Origin of the sequence: Acinetobacter sp. F-1 (assembly GCF_022869025.1) — a bacterium.
GTDB classification, from domain to species: Bacteria; Pseudomonadota; Gammaproteobacteria; order Pseudomonadales; family Moraxellaceae; genus Acinetobacter; species Acinetobacter pseudolwoffii.
In genome coordinates, this window is record NZ_JAJKFX010000009.1 from 1 (window position 1) to 18308 (window position 18308).

General features: G+C 45.2%; 18 protein-coding genes and 2 pseudogenes. 12 read left to right on the forward strand and 8 right to left on the reverse strand.

What is annotated here, in order from left to right; all coding sequences use genetic code 11:
* Positions 1 to 41 precede the first annotated feature (41 nt).
* Positions 42 to 1049, reverse strand: coding sequence for an AraC family transcriptional regulator (locus tag LOZ91_RS09525; RefSeq protein ID WP_005172840.1), 1008 nt, complete (start codon positions 1047 to 1049; stop codon positions 42 to 44).
* A gap of 231 nt (positions 1050 to 1280) precedes the next feature.
* Between LOZ91_RS09525 and infA the strand changes: the two genes are divergently transcribed.
* The 3 genes and pseudogenes from infA (at position 1281) to LOZ91_RS09540 (ending at position 2568) form a co-directional block, all read left to right on the forward strand.
* Positions 1281 to 1502 carry a translation initiation factor IF-1 gene (gene infA, locus LOZ91_RS09530; RefSeq protein WP_001284370.1) on the forward strand — a complete coding sequence of 74 codons (222 nt, stop codon included), beginning with the start codon at positions 1281 to 1283 and terminating at the stop codon, positions 1500 to 1502.
* A 133-nt stretch (positions 1503 to 1635) separates the two neighbouring features.
* Positions 1636 to 2017, forward strand: a pseudogene (locus tag LOZ91_RS14640) (hypothetical protein).
* Positions 2018 to 2163: 146 nt separating this feature from the next.
* A complete protein-coding gene (locus tag LOZ91_RS09540) occupies positions 2164 to 2568 on the forward strand; it encodes a hypothetical protein (RefSeq protein WP_005095474.1) in 405 nt (134 codons plus the stop codon).
* Positions 2569 to 2651: 83 nt separating this feature from the next.
* Here LOZ91_RS09540 and leuB read toward each other — a convergent pair whose 3' ends face one another.
* The 4 genes from leuB to leuC all read right to left on the reverse strand — a co-directional run bounded on the left by leuB (position 2652) and on the right by leuC (position 6614).
* Positions 2652 to 3731, reverse strand: a complete 1080-nt coding sequence (gene leuB, locus LOZ91_RS09545; protein ID WP_005095472.1) for a 3-isopropylmalate dehydrogenase — start codon at positions 3729 to 3731, stop codon at positions 2652 to 2654.
* Positions 3732 to 3773: 42 nt separating this feature from the next.
* Positions 3774 to 4337 carry a hypothetical protein gene (locus LOZ91_RS09550; protein ID WP_180082922.1) on the reverse strand — a complete coding sequence of 188 codons (564 nt, stop codon included), beginning with the start codon at positions 4335 to 4337 and terminating at the stop codon, positions 3774 to 3776.
* Between the two features lie 87 nt (positions 4338 to 4424).
* A complete protein-coding gene (gene leuD / locus LOZ91_RS09555) occupies positions 4425 to 5075 on the reverse strand; it encodes a 3-isopropylmalate dehydratase small subunit (RefSeq protein WP_005172848.1) in 651 nt (216 codons plus the stop codon).
* A gap of 105 nt (positions 5076 to 5180) precedes the next feature.
* The gene (leuC, locus tag LOZ91_RS09560) at positions 5181 to 6614 is read right to left on the reverse strand and encodes a 3-isopropylmalate dehydratase large subunit (RefSeq protein ID WP_005095467.1); all 1434 of its coding nucleotides are present in this window, start codon (positions 6612 to 6614) and stop codon (positions 5181 to 5183) included.
* A 261-nt stretch (positions 6615 to 6875) separates the two neighbouring features.
* Between leuC and LOZ91_RS09565 the strand changes: the two genes are divergently transcribed.
* From LOZ91_RS09565 to ovoA, 3 genes are all read left to right on the forward strand, one after another.
* A complete protein-coding gene (locus tag LOZ91_RS09565) occupies positions 6876 to 7112 on the forward strand; it encodes a DUF2061 domain-containing protein (protein ID WP_005172852.1) in 237 nt (78 codons plus the stop codon).
* A gap of 195 nt (positions 7113 to 7307) precedes the next feature.
* The gene (locus tag LOZ91_RS09570) at positions 7308 to 8183 is read left to right on the forward strand and encodes a LysR family transcriptional regulator (RefSeq protein WP_005095462.1); all 876 of its coding nucleotides are present in this window, start codon (positions 7308 to 7310) and stop codon (positions 8181 to 8183) included.
* A 149-nt stretch (positions 8184 to 8332) separates the two neighbouring features.
* Positions 8333 to 10507, forward strand: coding sequence for a 5-histidylcysteine sulfoxide synthase (ovoA, locus tag LOZ91_RS09575; RefSeq protein WP_244783096.1), 2175 nt, complete (start codon positions 8333 to 8335; stop codon positions 10505 to 10507).
* 43 nt (positions 10508 to 10550) lie between these two features.
* Here the strand turns inward: ovoA and LOZ91_RS09580 are convergent, their stop codons facing one another.
* Both LOZ91_RS09580 and LOZ91_RS09585 read right to left on the reverse strand, forming a co-directional pair.
* Positions 10551 to 10799 (reverse strand): DUF2789 family protein, encoded by a 249-nt coding sequence (locus LOZ91_RS09580; RefSeq protein WP_005095458.1) that lies wholly within the window; start codon positions 10797 to 10799, stop codon positions 10551 to 10553.
* 169 nt (positions 10800 to 10968) lie between these two features.
* On the reverse strand, positions 10969 to 11619 hold the full coding sequence (locus tag LOZ91_RS09585; protein WP_005095456.1) for an HAD family hydrolase: 651 nt from the start codon (positions 11617 to 11619) through the stop codon (positions 10969 to 10971).
* Between the two features lie 182 nt (positions 11620 to 11801).
* Here LOZ91_RS09585 and LOZ91_RS09590 point away from each other — a divergent pair, with 182 nt between their 5' ends.
* From LOZ91_RS09590 to LOZ91_RS09600, 3 genes are all read left to right on the forward strand, one after another.
* A complete protein-coding gene (locus LOZ91_RS09590) occupies positions 11802 to 12284 on the forward strand; it encodes an RNA pyrophosphohydrolase (RefSeq protein WP_005095455.1) in 483 nt (160 codons plus the stop codon).
* Between the two features lie 88 nt (positions 12285 to 12372).
* Positions 12373 to 14670 (forward strand): phosphoenolpyruvate--protein phosphotransferase, encoded by a 2298-nt coding sequence (ptsP, locus tag LOZ91_RS09595; protein WP_005172856.1) that lies wholly within the window; start codon positions 12373 to 12375, stop codon positions 14668 to 14670.
* A gap of 41 nt (positions 14671 to 14711) precedes the next feature.
* Positions 14712 to 15200, forward strand: a complete 489-nt coding sequence (locus tag LOZ91_RS09600; protein ID WP_286379207.1) for a hypothetical protein — start codon at positions 14712 to 14714, stop codon at positions 15198 to 15200.
* On the opposite strand, the gene LOZ91_RS09605 is transcribed toward LOZ91_RS09600, so the two are convergent.
* A complete protein-coding gene (locus LOZ91_RS09605; RefSeq protein WP_159516202.1) occupies positions 15197 to 15376 on the reverse strand; it encodes a hypothetical protein in 180 nt (59 codons plus the stop codon). The genes LOZ91_RS09600 and LOZ91_RS09605 overlap by 4 nt on opposite strands.
* Before the next feature lie 643 nt (positions 15377 to 16019).
* Here LOZ91_RS09605 and LOZ91_RS09610 point away from each other — a divergent pair.
* The 3 genes and pseudogenes from LOZ91_RS09610 to LOZ91_RS14645 form a co-directional block, all read left to right on the forward strand.
* Complete coding sequence (locus LOZ91_RS09610) at positions 16020 to 17540, forward strand: catalase (protein ID WP_005095448.1); 1521 nt, start codon at positions 16020 to 16022, stop codon at positions 17538 to 17540.
* 96 nt (positions 17541 to 17636) lie between these two features.
* Positions 17637 to 18080, forward strand: a complete 444-nt coding sequence (locus LOZ91_RS09615; protein WP_244783098.1) for a DCC1-like thiol-disulfide oxidoreductase family protein — start codon at positions 17637 to 17639, stop codon at positions 18078 to 18080.
* Positions 18061 to 18270, forward strand: a pseudogene (locus LOZ91_RS14645) (DoxX-like family protein); the annotation flags it as partial. The gene LOZ91_RS09615 and the pseudogene LOZ91_RS14645, both read left to right, overlap by 20 nt.
* Positions 18271 to 18308 lie beyond the last annotated feature (38 nt).

Below are 18308 nucleotides of genomic sequence, written 5' to 3' on the forward strand. Positions count from 1 at the left end.
GGGGAATTCCTCCCTTTTTAAAGGGAGGTTAGGAGGGATTTTTAACGCTGCTTGCGTTTCCGATATTCCACTGGCGTTTCATTGGTCCAGCGTTTAAAGGCACGATAAAACGTACTTGGTTCCGAGAATCCGGTCAGATAGACAATTCTTTCAACACTTTCAGTGGTACTCGCCAGCAAACGCTTGGCCAGACGACAACGATAATCCGACAGAATCTGTTGAAAGCTGGTATGTGCTTCACTCAGTTGTGTTCTTAAGCGACGTGGCGTGATGTTTAGCTGTGCAGCTACAGTTTCCAGTGTGGTTTCGCCACTTTCCAAAGTAGAGCCAATCGCTCGACGAACTTCACCGACCAGATCATAACGCGCCAGTTCCTGCAGTTTTTCAATTGCCAGCTGCTCATGTAATTGTAAAAGCTCTGGTTCAGCCTGCCACAGTGGAAACTCTAGAATACTTGGGTCGAAATAAAGTCGGGTTTCTTTTTGACCTAAGCTGACCGGACACTCATAAACCCGGAAATATTCCTCGTCAGGAGCACCTTTGGAAAAATTAAAATCGATATAAATCGGTTCAAAACGTCCTTCGGTAATAAATTTGAAGAAACGCAGTACACCCGACATGGCACACTCGGTAAAATGACGATTGACCAGACTTTCAGCAAAAGGCTGCTCGCCATTGGTTAAATAGCAGCGATCATCTTCGATCACCAACTTGGCAGCAAAGGCATCGCTGATCAGTCGTTGATAGGCCAAGGCACGTTTCAGTCCCTCACCAAAATTTTCAGATGAAACAAACAGGTGTTCAATCACCTGACCACGATACAGTGGTAAATGTTCGCCCAGATGCAAACCAATATCCGGGTCCTTACTGACTTCTTCAGCTGCCACCCAAAAGGCATACTGGGCACTCAGCGGCGTACGGTCATTGGCCTCGACCTGATTTAAAGCAACTCCTGCTTTGGTCAAAAGTTCTTCTGTCGGCAAACCCGCACGACGAATCGCCTGATAGCCCAAACGCAATACGACTGATGCATCCGTTAGCTGACTCACTCAAAAGCCTTCCTTGTATGTACTTCATTTATACTTAAAAAGATTAATTTTAGATTAACTGCGATTGACCAAACTGACAACAGAAACCGACATTTTTTTAGTTAAAAAGTTTATCCTGATCGTTCGCTTATTTTACTGACAGATGATCAGTCTAACACCCGTTTCACCTTGTATTTTGCAAAAAAATTGACTATAATTTGCGCCTTTCCAATTTATTCATTCAGGTAGGCTATGGCCAATAAAGAGGAACTCATCGAGTTCGAAGGCGTTGTCACCGAGACGCTTCCTAATACTATGTTCCGTGTACGTTTAGAGAACGGTCACGAAGTGATTGCCCACATCTCTGGTAAAATGCGTAAACACTATATCCGTATTTTAACTGGCGACAGTGTAAAGGTTGAAATGACACCTTATGATTTGACCAAAGGTCGTATCACCTATCGTGCACGCTAAGTTTTAGCGTAAGCAAAAGCCACTTTTAGTGGCTTTTTTATTACTTGATCATTTAGTTGAACAATAAAGTAATTTGACACTAAACTATCCCCTCACGACTATTCATTGAATTAAAATAACATGTCTAAAAAACATGAATATGAAGTGCTTAGTCCTGCTGTGCAGCTTAATCCTCGTCGCCTGTGCCACAGGCGGCAAACATCACCTAAAATCAGTCGCTACAACACTATGTCGGTCAAACTGCCGCACAGGTTCGCAGCCAGCTTGATCTGAGTGCAATGGGATTTAAAACCGCCCAGCAACCGATTCAGACAGCAGAGTTTCTCAGCTATACTATTTTCCGGGACATGAATATTCCGATGGGCACACCGAATATTAGTCAGAGTATTTCGATCGGTGCACCAATGCCTACGCCCTCAAATGGCGGTTATAGCATCGAGATGAAATGCCAAATCCGGTTTGAGTTGAAAGATGAAATTGTCCAATTCGTTCGCTATACCGGCAGGGCTTGTTAAGCTGTCATCCTGTAGTCCAATTTCTTTGATGGATTGATGTTGAGTTAGCTCTCGCTCCCATCTGTACCGCGTGTCAAATTACAACAATACTAATCACACTTCCTGCCTACACTATTGATGAGTCGTTCCTGTGCAGGAGTGAAATGATGCGATTTTCCTATCTCCAACTATCGCTCGGTATTTTGGCCAGTGTTTTAATAGCGGGCTGTGCACATTCCCCCAATATGGGCCAATCTGACCGCGAAGCCTATTTGCAGCAGTTTATTGGACAAAGTAGCCAGCTGATCGATCAAACTCTAGATCTAAAACGTTTAGGTTATCAGCAGGTCAGTGGGCCTGAACTCAGTGCCCAGCAATTAAGCTATGTGGTACAGCGCCCTGTTGCAATTCCTTTGCCTGTAGCACAGTTTCCGGCAGCAGGCGGTGCTGTACCTATTCCGGTTCCTGTGAGTCCTTCAGGTGGCTATGACGTCAATCTGCAATGTAAGATCACCTTCTTACTCAAAGATAATATTGCAACCGCAGTTCGTACTACAGGTCGAACCTGTTAACCTGAGCCAGATACGAGAAATCTGACATAAAAAAACGCAGCCCAAAGCTGCGTTTTTTAATCATTTTTTTAATCAAAACAGACTTAGTTCAATGCAGCAACCACTGCCTGACCCATTTCAACTGTACCGACTTTCTGCATGCCTTCAGACATAATATCTGCTGTACGCAAGCCTTGATCCAAAACATTGCCTACGGCATCTTCAATCGCTTTGGCTGCAGCTTCTTCACGGAAAGTGTAGCGTAGCATCATCGCAACAGACAAAATTGTGGCCAATGGGTTCGCCAGGTTTTGACCCGCAATATCAGGGGCTGAACCATGACAAGGCTCATACATGCCTTTAGCATTTTCATCTAGCGAGGCTGATGGCAACATGCCGATTGAACCGGTAAGCATCGCTGCTTCGTCAGACAAGATATCACCGAAGAGGTTAGAGGTGACAATCACATCAAATTGTTTTGGCGCGCGCACCAGTTGCATCGCAGCATTGTCGACATACATATGTGACAAGTTAATTTCTGGATACTGTTCTTCTTTCAACGCAGTAACGGTTTGTTTCCACAACTCAGTGACTTCAAGTACGTTGGCTTTATCCACTGAACAGACCTTGGCACCGCGCAGCTTCGCCATTTCAAAGGCAACTTTGGCAATGCGTTTGATTTCAGATTCTGAATACACATCCGTGTTATAACCTTGCTTCTCGCCATTTTCCAATTCACGGATCCCACGTGGCTGACCGAAATAAATACCACCCGTCAATTCACGCACGATCAGGATATCCAGACCTGCCACGATTTCAGGTTTCAGGCTTGAAGCATCAGCCAATTGTGGATAGAGAATCGCTGGGCGCAAGTTGGCAAACAGGTTCAGCTCGCTACGTAATTTTAATAAACCGCGTTCCGGACGGATTGAGCGCTCGATCGTATCCCATTTTGGCCCGCCGACGGCGCCCAATAAAATTGCATCGGCTTTTTTGGCCTGTTCCGAGGTCACTTCAGGATATGGTGAACCGTGGGCATCAATTGCCGCACCACCGAGTAAACCCTGTTCCCATGTCAAATCGAGATTAAATTTTTCATTTACACGATCCAGTACCTGCTCTGCCGCTTTGACAATTTCAGGACCGATGCCATCACCAGCTAAAATCAAAATTTGTTTAGACATGAGATTTTCCGTTTAAAGCGTCAGATTCAGACCTGACAAAGGTTAAATTTTCTTTTCTACAAACTCTGCAATGCCGTTGACCACATTATAAGGTTTGCAAAAACGACGAATGGTTTTTTGCTCTTGCAATAAATCCACGCAAAGCGGATCAGGTGCAGAGGCATTTAATAAACTGCTGCTACGCGCACTACGGTCGCGGAACATTTTCAAGGTATAAGTTTTGTTGGCCTGAAAGCGATGAAACACATGTAAAATTTCCGCTTTATCCTTACTGATTGGATAAAAACGGACGACTAATTCATGCTGTCCTGCGGGTACTGACAAGTAAATCGGATTGGCCTGACTTAAATTCTTAGCCTGCAAACGTACCAGTTTTTGCTTTCGCGCCTCATTACTGAGGCGGCCATTGTCGTTATTGACAATGATGGTCTGGTTTAAGCGCTCGAACTGGCAATCCGATGTTCCTTTACAGTAAATCAGCGCATTGTTTTTGCTTTCGGCATTTTCTTTGGCATGTTTGAGCTTCATGGTATCGATGCTTTGACATGCAGTCATCAGCACCGACACCGTACTTAAAGCAAGCCACTGTTTCCAATAATTCGCCATAATGTCTGTCTTACCCAATCAAAAAACCCAATAATCTTCCGATATTAGCAAGGGCATCGCAGTCATGCTATGACAATTTTCGCTGATTTAGCCCTGAATTTCGGCAAATACCCATGGACGTGATTGTTTGGTTTTTTCCTCATAAGCACGAATGTCATCCGCAGCTTGTAAAGTTAAACCAATATCATCCAGACCATTTAACAGGCAATGTTTACGAAATGGATCGACTTCAAATTGAAAGCTTTCACCATTTGGTGTGCGTACTTCTTGTGCGTCCAAATCGATGGTGAGTTGATAACCTTCAGTTGCAAAGCATTCTTTGAATAACTGATCAACAATCTCTTCAGACAAAATCACAGGCAACATGCCATTCTTAAAGCTGTTGTTATAGAAAATGTCGGCATAGCTTGGTGCAATCACGGTACGGAAGCCGTATTCTTCCAATGCCCATGGCGCATGTTCACGACTAGAACCACAACCAAAGTTGGCGCGTGAAATCAAAATGCTCGCGCCTTGATAGCGAGGTTGGTTTAATGCAAAATCCTTGTTTAAAGGTCGTTTTGAGTTGTCTTGACCCAAATAGCCTTCATCCAGATAACGCAATTCATCAAATAAATTCGCACCAAAACCACTACGTTTGATCGATTTCAAAAACTGTTTTGGAATAATTAAATCGGTATCGACATTGGCCCGGTCTAATGGTGCAACGATACCTTGTTCAACGGTATATTTTTTCATTGTCTTTATTCCTAAAGAATGTCATCACTTTAAATCTCCCCTAACCCCCTCTTTATTAAAGAGGGGAACTTCCCCCTTTTCTAAAAGAGGGACTGAGGGGGATTTTTAGAAACTACGCACGTCAACAAAGTGACCGGCAATTGCCGCGGCGGCTGCCATTGCAGGGCTGACCAGATGCGTACGACCGCCATTGCCCTGACGACCTTCAAAGTTACGGTTAGACGTCGATGCACAATGCTCGCCCGGTTGTAACTTGTCAGCATTCATTGCCAGACACATTGAACAACCTGGTTCACGCCATTCAAAGCCGGCTTCTACAAACACTTTATCCAAGCCTTCAGCTTCTGCCTGGGCCTTGACCAGACCCGAACCCGGAACCACCATCGCCTGCTTGATGCTTGCCGCGACTTTACGACCTTTGATCACTTCAGCCGCAGCACGAATATCTTCAATACGCGAGTTGGTGCATGAGCCAATAAAGACACGGTCTAATTGAATTTCAGCCAAGGCCTGCCCGGCATTTAAACCCATATATTGATAAGCACGGTTCCAGTCATTGCGTTGTACTTCGTCTTTGGCTTGTTGCAAAGTCGGTACTGCCTGAGACACTGGAATCACCATTTCAGGAGAGGTTCCCCAAGACACTTGCGGCTCGATCTCTTCGCCTTGCAAGACCACAACCGTATCAAAGTGTGCATCTTCATCCGAATGCAAGGTATTCCAGTAGGCTACAGCCTGATCCCACTGTTCTGCAGTCGGTGCATAAGGACGACCTTTAACATATTCGATGGTTTTGTCATCAACGGCGACCATACCTACGCGTGCACCGGCTTCGATTGCCATATTACACACGGTCATACGACCTTCGATCGACATATCACGGAACACCTGACCGCCAAATTCAATCGCATGACCAGTACCCCCTGCTGTACCAATCTTGCCGATAATCGCCAAGACCACATCTTTCGGTGTCACGCCCTGACCCAACTGACCGTCAACGCGTACCAACATGTTTTTCATCTTCTTTTGAACCAGGCATTGGGTCGCCAATACATGTTCAACTTCTGAAGTACCGATACCATGCGCCAAACAACCGAAAGCACCATGGGTCGCAGTATGTGAGTCACCACAGACCACGGTCATGCCCGGCAAGGTTAAACCTTGCTCAGGCCCAACCACATGCGCAATCCCCTGACGGATATCATTAATATCAAATTCAACAATATTAAAGGTCTTGCAGTTGTCGTCCAAGGTTTGTACCTGAATGCGCGAGGTTTCATCTTCAATGCCGGCAACACCCTGTTCACGCTCTTTTTTCGAGGTGGGTACGTTATGATCCGGTGTAGCAATGTTTGCGCTTAAACGCCATGGCTTGCGCCCGGCGAGTTGTAAACCTTCAAATGCCTGTGGCGACGTTACTTCATGTAATAAGTGACGGTCGATGTACAGTAAGGCAGAACCATCATCACGTTGTGTTACTAAATGGTCATCCCACAATTTATCATATAATGTTTTTGCTGTTTGGGTTGCGCCTGCCATGTCGATGTACTCCACTGGACTGGGTAAATTCTTGCTCTGATTTTGATTATATCGCTGCTGTCACATAAATCTAATTTATCATTTTTATTAGTTAAAAAACTTTTTGGAATCTTTCAAAAGCTGAATAAAATCATGCTTTCGCTGCATTCCCATAAATCTACTTTTCCGATCAATTTATTAAAAATATTCGTTTTTACAAATTAAATGAGAATTATTATTATTCCTGCATAGACAGAGATTTATATTTTGAGGAACTTCGACATGGCACATATCCAACGTTTTGTAGACAATAATCAGCGTATGTTTAAAAAGACCTTCAGCTATTACATTATGCACATCACGGTGGCGATGATTGTCGGTTATTTGGTGACTGGCAGTTTGGCCATGGCAATTGCCTTAAGTTTATTGGAACCCACAGTACAGGCAGTTGCGTTCTTCTTCCACGAAAAAATTTGGGAGCGCAATATCGAACAACAGAATGAGGACATCACCGCCTGATCTTTTCTGTCGATGTTCCTGACCAAAGACCATCTCATCCAAGAGGGTCTTTTTTTGACGCTATTTAAATCCCAAGGCTTTGAAAATGTTTAGTAATGCAGCAATGCAATACAAACAAGCGAATTATGCTTTGATTTATTCTTAAAAAATAACAATAATATAATTACACATAAAAATTCTTTATAGGTGATTAAGATGAATCTCGCAGCTTTTGAAGCCTTCGTAAAAGTCATGGAAACTGGTTCGATTTCTCTGGCCGCAGATCAGCTTTTTATTACCCAGCCTGCCGTCACCAAACGTATTCACAGTCTGGAAGAATATTTTGGGGTCAAACTGTTTGAATCCGCCGGACGTGGTGTACAAGCCACCCATGCCGCGCATTCGCTATTGCCTAAAGTGAAAAACTGGCTGAATGAACTCGGTGATATTCATTATACCTTGAGCCATGAACAGGGTCAGGTACAGGGAAAATTGAAAATCGGCACCAGCCATCATATTGGCCTGCATCATCTTCCAAGTCATTTGCGCCGCTATGTACAAGAATATCCGGATGTAAGGCTGGATGTACATTTTGTCGATTCCGAGCAGGCGCACGAACAAGTCATTGCCGGCGATCTGGAACTGGCATTTTTAACCTTGCCGCCACGGGGCGATGCACGTCTGAATTATGTCACCATCTGGAATGATCCTCTGGTCTTTGTAGTTGCACCCTTTCATCCACTGGCCCAGCAAAAAAATCTGTGCCTGGAAGATTTGCTGAATTACCCGAGCCTGCTACCGTCTTCACAAACCTATACCTCACAGATTACTTTGGCCGAGTTTGAAAAACAGGGCATTAAACCAAAAGTCAGCATGAGCAATAATCCGCTGGAATCAATCCGCATGCTGGTATCCATTGGTCTCGGCTGGTCTGTGCTGCCAAAAACTCTGGTCAATCACGATCTGCATCAGCTGGATATCAATCTGGAAATGAACCGCCGGCTAGGCATGGTCTGGCATCCGGGTCGTACTCAGTCCAAAGCGGCGCAAGCTCTGGTTCAACTTATGCAAAGTAGTTCCCTGCCTCTTTAATTCATTTCTAAAAATGCTGCATTCAAAACAGTGCAGCATTTTGTTACCTAAATACACCCATCTGGGGATTTCTTTCGCGTATTTTTAAGATAAATCTATTCTTTTGCGATGCAGAGGAATACTTAAAATTATTCGATGGAGCCTGACGGATGCAGCTCGATTCTCCCCTAAAACCCCTCTCTCAAGATAAAACAAATGCCAGCAGCCTATGGCTTTCGGCCAAACCGATGCTGTTGCCTACACCTGCGCTTGATTTTGCCGACGAACAGACAGCGCGACACAGCCTACGTGATTACTTCCTGAATACCTTTGATACCTATGAGCAGTTATTTGAATGCCTCAAGCATGAAGATGCTTTTTTTATCAAGCCAATTAATTTGCGTCATCCGCTGATTTTTTATTTTGGTCATACCGCGACTTTTTTTGTCAATAAACTGCTGCTGAGCAAACTCATTACTGAACGTCTGAATCCGCATTTTGAAAGTATTTTTGCGATCGGGGTTGATGAAATGAGTTGGGATGATCTGGATGAAGTGCATTATGACTGGCCGACTGTGCAGGCAGTCCGGGATTATCGACATCAGGTACGCGCGCTGATTCTGAACATTGTTGAGCATGCCCCGCTGAATCTGCCCTTAAACTGGCACAATCCGTGGTGGACGCTGATTATGGGCATCGAGCATGAACGGATTCATCTGGAAACGTCATCGGTGCTGATTCGTCAGCATGCTTTAGAACATGTACACCAGCATCCGCAGTGGCGTGCCAATATCATTACCGGCATTGCCCCGGAAAATAGTTTGATTGCTGTGCCTGAAGGCCAGGTACATCTACAGAAAGATTTTAACCATCCTTTTTATGGCTGGGACAATGAATACGGCCAGCATGAAGCCGAAGTTGCAGCCTTTGAAGCTGCAAAATATCTGGTGTCGAATCAGGAGTTTCTGGCCTTTGTCGAAGCAGATGGCTACCAGACCGGACACTACTGGAGTGAAGAAGGCTTAGGCTGGCTACAATTTTCACAAGCGACTCATCCGTGTTTTTGGTGCAAGACTGAACTCGGCTGGTCACTGCGCCTGATGCTGGAAGAAGTCCCCATGCCCTGGGATTGGCCGGTAGAAGTAAATTATCATGAAGCCAAAGCCTTTTGTCAGTGGAAATCGCAACAGCTTGAAAAAACCATCCGCCTGCCCACCGAAGATGAATGGTATCGCCTGTATGCGGTTTCAGACCTGGATCCAGATTTACCCAGTCCTGAACAGGCCAATATCGAATTGAAATATGGCACCAGTTCCTGCCCGGTCGATCATTTTCAGCAGGGCGATTTCTATGATATTCAGGGCAATGTCTGGCAATGGACTGAAACGCCAATCTATCCGTTTCATGGCTTTCAGGTGCATCCTCTTTATGATGATTTTAGCACCCCGACCTTTGATGGACGGCATAATATTATTAAAGGTGGCTCCTGGATTTCAGCAGGCAATGAAGCCCTGCACAGTTCACGTTATGCTTTTAGACGGCATTTCTTTCAACACGCTGGCTTCCGCTATGTCGCCTCTGATCAAGCCTTGCAACAGTTTCCTTCACAGTATGAAAGTGACCAGTTGGTGTCTCAATATCTGGAGTTTCAGTACGGCGCCGAATACTTTGGCATCGCCAATTTTGCCAAAACATTGGTGCAGCTGGCACAGCCGTATTTCCGGGAAACTGCATGTAAAAGTGCTCTGGATATTGGCTGTGCTACTGGCCGCGCCAGCTTTGAACTGACACACTATTTTGATCAGGTCACCGGTCTGGATTTTTCTGCACGCTTTATTCAGCAAGCCGTCTTTCTGGCCCAAGGTCACCGAATCCGTTATCAGCTCCCCGTAGAAGGTGAATTAAGCGAAGAGAAAATCTGCTCGCTTAAGGATTTCGCTTTGGATCGGCTTGCCTCTAAAGTGGAATTTTTTCAGGCCGATGCCTGTAATCTGAAAGCACATTTTATTGGCTATGATTTTATTCTGGCGGCCAATCTAATTGACCGGCTGCATCATCCCAAAGACTTTTTGATGCAGATCCATCAACGGATAAATATGGGTGGAATTCTACTGCTCAGTTCGCCTTATACCTGGCTGGAAGAACATACTGCACGTGATGAATGGCTGGGCGGGTTCAAGCAGGCAGACAGAGAGGTCACTACGCTAGAGGGTATCTCGGAAATATTAAAGGCTCATTTTGAGCTGGTGACCCAGCCTCAGGATGTGCCTTTTGTTATTCGTGAAACCGCCAGAAAATATCAACATAGCTTGTCGCAAGTCAGCATCTGGCGACGCACTCACTAAAGCCTTCAAGCTAAAAAAGCCAATCATTCGATTGGCTTTTATTTCATCCTTCACTGGTTGAGTTTTCATGCAGGGATTCATTGAGTTGATCCACCACAATGGCCCATGAACCATCAGATGCAATTTTTTCGGTTAGAAACTGACGTTGTGCTTCTGACCAGTACGGTGCATCGAGTAAAGTCAGATCTTTATGCAGTTGATGTTCGTGAATAAACTTTTCAATGCCTTCCTGAGTGGCATCCAAGCCAAGCTGCTGAAACAGATGTGTCATACGCGGTCGAACGTGAGTCATAGCATTACACCTCAAACTTTTCCATTATTTTCATGTCCTGTTTTTTGAGCATAACATGTCCGAGGCAAGCGGACTGTGAAAAAACATTAACACTTACATTGAATTCGGGCAGATAAAAAAGCACAACCGAAGTTGTGCTGGATCAATCAGATGGATAAAAGGCAATCAGTTAAATCGACCAGTCCTGTATGTTCCAGCCCTGCGCTTTGGCTAAAACTTCAAGGCGGTCATCCGGATTCACCGCAATGGCATGATCGGCATATTCCAGCAAGAAACGGTCATTAATCGAATCTGAATAGGCCCAAGACTCGGTCACATCGCGACCTTGCAGCCACTGTTCCAGACGCACCAGCTTGCCTTGTTGATAACACGCGGTATTGATCACTTTTCCGGTATATTTGCCATCGAGTACTTCAGCATTGGTGGCAATAATTTCAGTAATGCCGAATTCACGAAAAATTGGTGCAGTAATAAAATCCGAAGTCGCGGTAATTCCGACCAGAGCATGACCGGCGTCTTTATGCCGTTGAATGGCCTTAAAACCTTCTGGACGCATTTGCGGGCGAATCACCTTTTGCATAAACAGCTGGTGCAACTCGGTTAAATAAGCATGCTCATGTTGGGTCAGAAACTGGAACACAAATTCATTATAGGCATAGGGGTCTAACTGACCTTTTTTATAGTCGTCATAGAACTTGTCATTCATGGCACGATGCTGCACCGGATCGACCAGGCCCTCGCTGACCAGAAACTCTCCCCAAGAATGATCCGAATCCGTGTTTAACAAGGTGTGATCGAGATCAAATAGCGCCAATTTCATGAAAATACTCGTAAAAACTGAAATTTAAGAAAAAAATTGTAAATCTATCTCCGCTAGTCGATAGAAATTCGTTAAGATCATAGCAATTTTAACATTTTTAAACTTTGCTTTTTTCGAGTTGGATAAAGAAATAACGCTCCCCGATGGCAAAGGTATAAATTAAACAATTTTTAGGTAGCCAAATGATCGACTCTGAGGGTTTCCGACCAAATGTCGGGATCATTTTGGCAAACGATGCTGGACAAGTTTTATGGGCAAAACGCATTGGTCATAATGCATGGCAATTTCCACAAGGAGGTATCCAATATGGAGAAACCCCTGAGCAGGCACTCTATCGTGAGCTGAGAGAAGAAGTTGGCTTATTGCCCGAACACGTCCAGATCATCGCGCAAACCAAAGGCTGGTTGCGCTATCGTTTGCCGCATCGATACATACGACCGGACTCCGATCCGGTGTGCATCGGTCAAAAACAAAAGTGGTTTTTACTCAAACTCACGGCCCCCGTTCAGCATATTCAGTTGAATCTGTCTGATCCGCCGGAATTTGATCAATGGCAATGGGTCAGTTACTGGTATCCATTAGGTCAAGTCGTGAATTTCAAACGTGATGTTTATCGCAAAGCCCTGGTGGAGTTGTGTCAGCAGCTACCCCAGCAAAAACCTTAAAAAATCGCATAAATCATGCAGATTTTTTGGTCGGCTATTGTTATAAATAAACGTATCACTGAAATTCTGAATAGACGGAGCAGACCTTATGTCGAATATGCAACTGGACACGTTGAGACGTATTGTTCAAGAGATCAATGCATCTGCCAGTTTGCATGAATCCCTCGATATCATGGTCAAGCATGTCGCGGACGCCATGCATGTCGATGTCTGCTCTATTTACCTTCTGGATGAACGTAACCAGCGTTATCTGCTGATGGCTTCCAAGGGCCTGAAGGCTGAGTCTGTAGGTCACGTATCGTTACAGACTGGCGAAGGTTTGGTGGGTCTGGTCGGCCAGCGTGAAGAAATTGTCAATCTGGACAATGCACCCAAACATGAACGCTTCCTGTTCCTGCCTGAAACCGGTGAAGAGCTGTATAACTCTTTTCTGGGCGTCCCGGTGATGTACCGCCGTAAGGTAATGGGTGTGCTGGTGGTTCAGAATAAAGAATCTCAGGATTTCTCTGAAGCCGCCGAATCATTTCTGGTCACACTGTGCGCGCAGCTCTCTGGCGTGATTGCCCATGCCCATGCGGTGGGCAATATTGATGTCTTCCGCAAGCCAAATAACCTGCCTGCCTATAAAACCTTTCAGGGTGTGTCCGGTTCAGGCGGGATTGCTCTGGGTCGTGCCGTGATTCTCTACCCGCCAGCAGATCTGGCCGCCGTTCCCGATCGTGAAGCCGATGACATCAGCGAAGAACTACAATTATTAGACAGCGCCCTCAACTCCGTCCGTGAAGAAATCCAGTCGCTCGATGACAAGATGCAGGATGCGCTGATGGCCGAAGAACGCGCCCTCTTTAGCGTATTCTTGCGGATGCTGGATGAAAATGCCCTGCCGGCAGAAATCAAGGCGCTCATTCGCGAAGGCCATTGGGCACAGGGTGCAGTGCGCATCGTGATTGATAGTCATGTGGCACAGTTTGCCCAGATGCAGGATGATTATTTACGTGAACGGGTGGCAGACTTAAAAGACTTGGGCCGCCGTATTCTGGCGCGTTTACAGGAAGCTGATGCCAGTCATCGTGAGCTGACCGATGAGAGTATTCTGATAGGGGAAGAGATTTCCACTGCAGCTCTGGTTGAACTGCCAGTGGATAAAATTGCTGCGATTGTCACCACTGAAGGTGCCATGAACTCGCATATGGTAATTGTGGCACGTGCCCTCGGCATTCCGACTGTGGTCGGTGTGACTGAACTGCCAATTAATACCCTGGATGATGTAGAAATGATCGTTGATGCGCATCAAGGCCGGGTCTTCATCAATCCGCCACGGCGTTTGCGCAGTCGCTATAAAGAAATTCAAAAAGAAGAAGAACAGATCGCCAAAGATCTGCGTCAGTACGAAACCAAAGATGCGATTACCCCGGATGGGGTAGCGGTAAAACTGTACGTCAACACCGGCCTGATGATCGATGTGGTCCGTGGCGTGCAACGTGGTGCCAAAGGCGTTGGTTTATACCGTTCTGAAATTCCATTTATGCTACGCGACCGCTTCCCGGGCGAAGAAGAACAGCGCGCGATTTATCGCCAGCAACTCACTCACTTTGCCAATAAACCGGTAGTGATGCGTACCCTGGACATTGGGGCAGACAAAGACCTGCCGTATTTCTCGATTGAAGAAGAAAATTCGGCACTGGGCTGGCGTGGCATTCGTTTTACCCTGGACCATCCAGAAATTTTTTCTTCACAAATTCGCGCCATGCTTAAAGCCAGTATCGGACTGAATAACCTGCATATTCTGTTGCCGATGGTGACCAGTGTCAGTGAGGTTGAAGAAGCCCTCTATTTACTGGAACGTGATCATGCGGCGATTCAGGAAGAAGAACAGGTCAAAGTGAACAAGCCAAAACTCGGCATCATGGTGGAAGTGCCGAGTGTGCTGCATCAGATTGATGAGTTTTCCGAACTGGTCGATTTCTTCTCGGTTGGCTCTAACGATTTGACTCAATATCTTTTGGCAGTCGATCGCAATAATCCGCGGGTTGCCAATGTCTATTCACATTTACATCCTGCCGTACTGCGTGCCCTGACCCGTCTGGTGCAGGACTGTCATCGTAATGAAAAACCGGTCAGTATCTGCGGTGAAATGGCAGGTGATCCGCTGTCTGCGGTTTTGCTCATGGCCATGGGCTTTAATACCCTGTCAATGAGTTCGAGTAATATCCTGAAGGTACGTAAAACCATTTGTCACGTGCCGATGAGTGATGCACAGGAATTGCTACAGCATGTGTTAAAAATGGACAATCCACTGATGGTAAAAAGCTGGCTGGAATATTATTTCAGAACCCATGGTTTGGGTGATATGGTGAAATCAGCCACGCGTATGGTGAGTGCCTAATCCGGGACTTTTCCAGTCCCTCGACGAGTGTAGAGGTGGTTATGGAATTTCTGGTTATCCTGTTCATGCTCATTGCGGTGTTCTATATTGTTATTATTGCACCTGCCTTGCGGGCCCGGAAAAATGCGGATTATTCCGGTTCATCTTATACACGTCCTGCCAGCGGCTATGCCGATCGGCCTAAAATGTCCCCTCTATTGGGCATCGAAATTTCAGCATCCCAGCGACGGCGTTTAGGCCGAAATGATCCCTCTGTGATAGCGGCCAAACTCTATCGTCAGCAAAAAGATCAATTTGCCAGTTTTCAGCAGGCCAGAACTGAACCTCACCCTGCACATTATGGACAGCCAAATCAGGGAAGACTGAATCAATTATTTAATGATTTTATACGAGATGAGCCAACAAATTCATCGCGGCGCTCCACTCAAAATACACAAAATCGTAGCAACCGCCCCGTTGCCCCGCTCTCTCCACTTGGAACCAACTCCAAACAGCCAACGCGTCATCCTCAACCACCTTACAGATCTTAAGCTGCCATTAAAAAAGGGCGATCTTCCATGGAATATCGCCCTTGTCTGTGCTTGTTGTAGCCACGTTTTGCATTTTTCTTTCGGTCTACAAAAACCTGACTTTTGTTGACTTCATGCATGTATTTTGCCACAAAATTATGGATCACCACATGCTCGACTGTTTTCTTCTTGGCCATGTTGTACTTTCGCCTTTTAACTAGATTTTAGTGAGTTTCCACGCGAGTGGGAAAATAATGATACGCCATTTTGGACAATTTTCAAGCATATTTGCCAATGCTTTTTTTAAAAATAAAGACCATTTAAGCAGGATATTCTGTATTACAAAAATGAGCGCTATGGCCGGAAAACATGCTGATTACATTCAGCATTTCATGATGTTTTTCACACAGACAAAACCTGATCAAAAAAAGCCTTTAAAATAAATAAGTTATAATATTTATTTTAAACAGCACGATTCATCTATTAGTTTGATCCTTGGATAAAAACATATGAGGGACTTGAAGATTGTTATTTTCGTTTAATCCGATTCATTATTTGAGTTATCTAAAATATAGAGAATTTGATATTGTCAAAGAGTAGAAAACCGGCTACTTTTAAAAAGTAACCATTTAATTTTCAATATTTTAGACTTTATTAACTTTAAAAATATTTTTTGAGTGACATCACTCAATTATATCCTGTGAATTCCACTTCGTGCGCTAACAGTATTTATATCAAGATATTGAAAATAGAGTAAAACCTGATGCCCTTCGCAGATAACTCAATATTTTATAAATACTGAATAAACGCTACAAGATATTCAAAACTTGGAGAGGAAAAATGAGCCAAGATTTTAAAAAATGCCCTGTTACCCACCTGACTACTGAAGCGGGTGCGCCTGTGGTCGACAACCAGAACAGTATGACGGCAGGTGCGCGTGGACCTTTACTCGCTCAGGATTTATGGCTGAATGAAAAACTGGCCAACTTTGTCCGTGAAGTGATTCCAGAGCGTCGTATGCACGCTAAAGGTTCAGGTGCTTTTGGAACCTTTACCGTGACCAACGATATTACCCAATATACCCGCGCAAAAATTTTCTCGGAAGTGGGCAAGAAAACCGACATGTTTGCGCGTTTCTCGACCGTCGCAGGTGAACGTGGTGCGGCCGATGCAGAACGCGATATTCGTGGTTTTGCCCTGAAATTCTATACTGAAGAAGGCAACTGGGATCTGGTCGGCAATAACACCCCGGTATTTTTCCTGCGGGATGCGCGCAAGTTTCCAGATCTGAACAAAGCCGTTAAACGCGACCCGAAAACCAACAAGCGCAGTGCCACCAATAACTGGGATTTCTGGACGCTGCTGCCTGAAGCCTTGCATCAGGTTACGATTGTCATGTCGGATCGTGGTATTCCAGACGGTTATCGTCACATGCATGGTTTTGGCAGCCATACCTTTAGCTTTATCAATGCCAATAATGAACGCTTCTGGGTGAAATTCCATATGCGTACCCAGCAAGGCATCCAGAACCTCACCGATGCTGAAGCTGAAGCATTAATCGCTAAAGACCGTGAAAGCAGCCAGACTGACCTGTTTGATGCCATCGAACGTGGTGATTATCCAAAATGGAAAATGTATGTCCAGGTGATGCCGGAACTGGAAGCTGAAACCGTTCCTTATCATCCATTTGACCTGACCAAAGTCTGGCCGAAAGGTGATTATCCGCTGATTGAAGTCGGTGAATTCGAACTGAACCGCAATCCGGAAAACTATTTCCAGGATGTGGAACAGGCGGCTTTTGCACCCAGCAATCTGGTACCGGGCATCAGCTACTCGCCGGACCGGATGTTACAAGCACGTTTATTTAACTATGCCGATGCCGCGCGTTACCGTGTCGGCGTGAATCACTCACAGGTTCCGGTCAATGCTGCACGCTGTCCGGTCAATTCTAACCGTCGTGATGGTCAGGGTCGTATGGATGGCAACTACGGTTCCTTGCCACATTATGAGCCGAACAGTTTCAGCCAATGGCAGGAGCAACCGGAATTCAGAGAGCCACCACTAAAAATCACCGGTGCTGCCGATTTCTGGGATTTCCGTGAAGATGATAACGATTACTTCAGCCAGCCACGTGCCCTGTTCAACCTGATGAATGATGAACAAAAGCAGGCCTTGTTTAATAACACGGCTGGCGCGATGGGTGATGCACTAGATTTCATTAAATACCGTCACATCCGCAATTGTTATAGTTGCGATCCGGCCTATGGCGAAGGCGTAGCACAAGCACTCGGCATGACAGTGGCAGATGCACAGGCTGCTCGTGAAACCGATCCAGCCAAAGGCTTAGCCAGCTTGCTTTAAGCTGCCTTAGCGATATATAAAAAACCACCCTCGGGTGGTTTTTTAGTGTGATATCAAGCAGTATACAAATAATACGTCACTAGAAAAAATATAACGATGAGCAAAGATATTGAAGACATCATTCAACAACACGACATCATTTTATTTGATGCTGTTTGTGTGATCTGTAATGGCTGGGCACGTTTCTTGATTAAATACGATAACAAGATACAGTTTAAACTGGTCTCTGCCCAATCCCCTTTAGGTGTTGCCCTGCTCGAGCATTATCAAATGTCCACTGAACATTACAGCACGATGCTCGTCATCCAAGCTGGCACACTTTATACCGAATCCACTGCCCTGTTAAAAGTCATGCAGCATCTCGGTTTTCCGTTGAATTTAATGAGTACAGGCTATTTAGTACCGCGTTTTATCCGCGACTTTCTGTATCGTGGGATTGCTTTAAAGCGCTATCAGCTATTTGGTAAAACTGATTATTGCCTGATTCCATCTAGCGAAAATAAACACCATTTTCTGGAAAATGCTATTCGTGAATTCTGAGCCTGTTTTCACCCAAACACTTCGCAACATTCAGCTAAGCTTGGCAATGCGCTGATTCTATCAAGGACTGATTCCAAAAATACTGTTTCAGTCCCCTGCTGAAATCACAATCTGGCAAAACCTGGGCTTTGAGCGGGTACTGGCCAAAGTCTTGGTTGGATTTTCTGGCATAGGTGAAATGCTGTTTGGCTGATGCTTTCTGTGCTTGCCATTCAACTCATCAAGCAA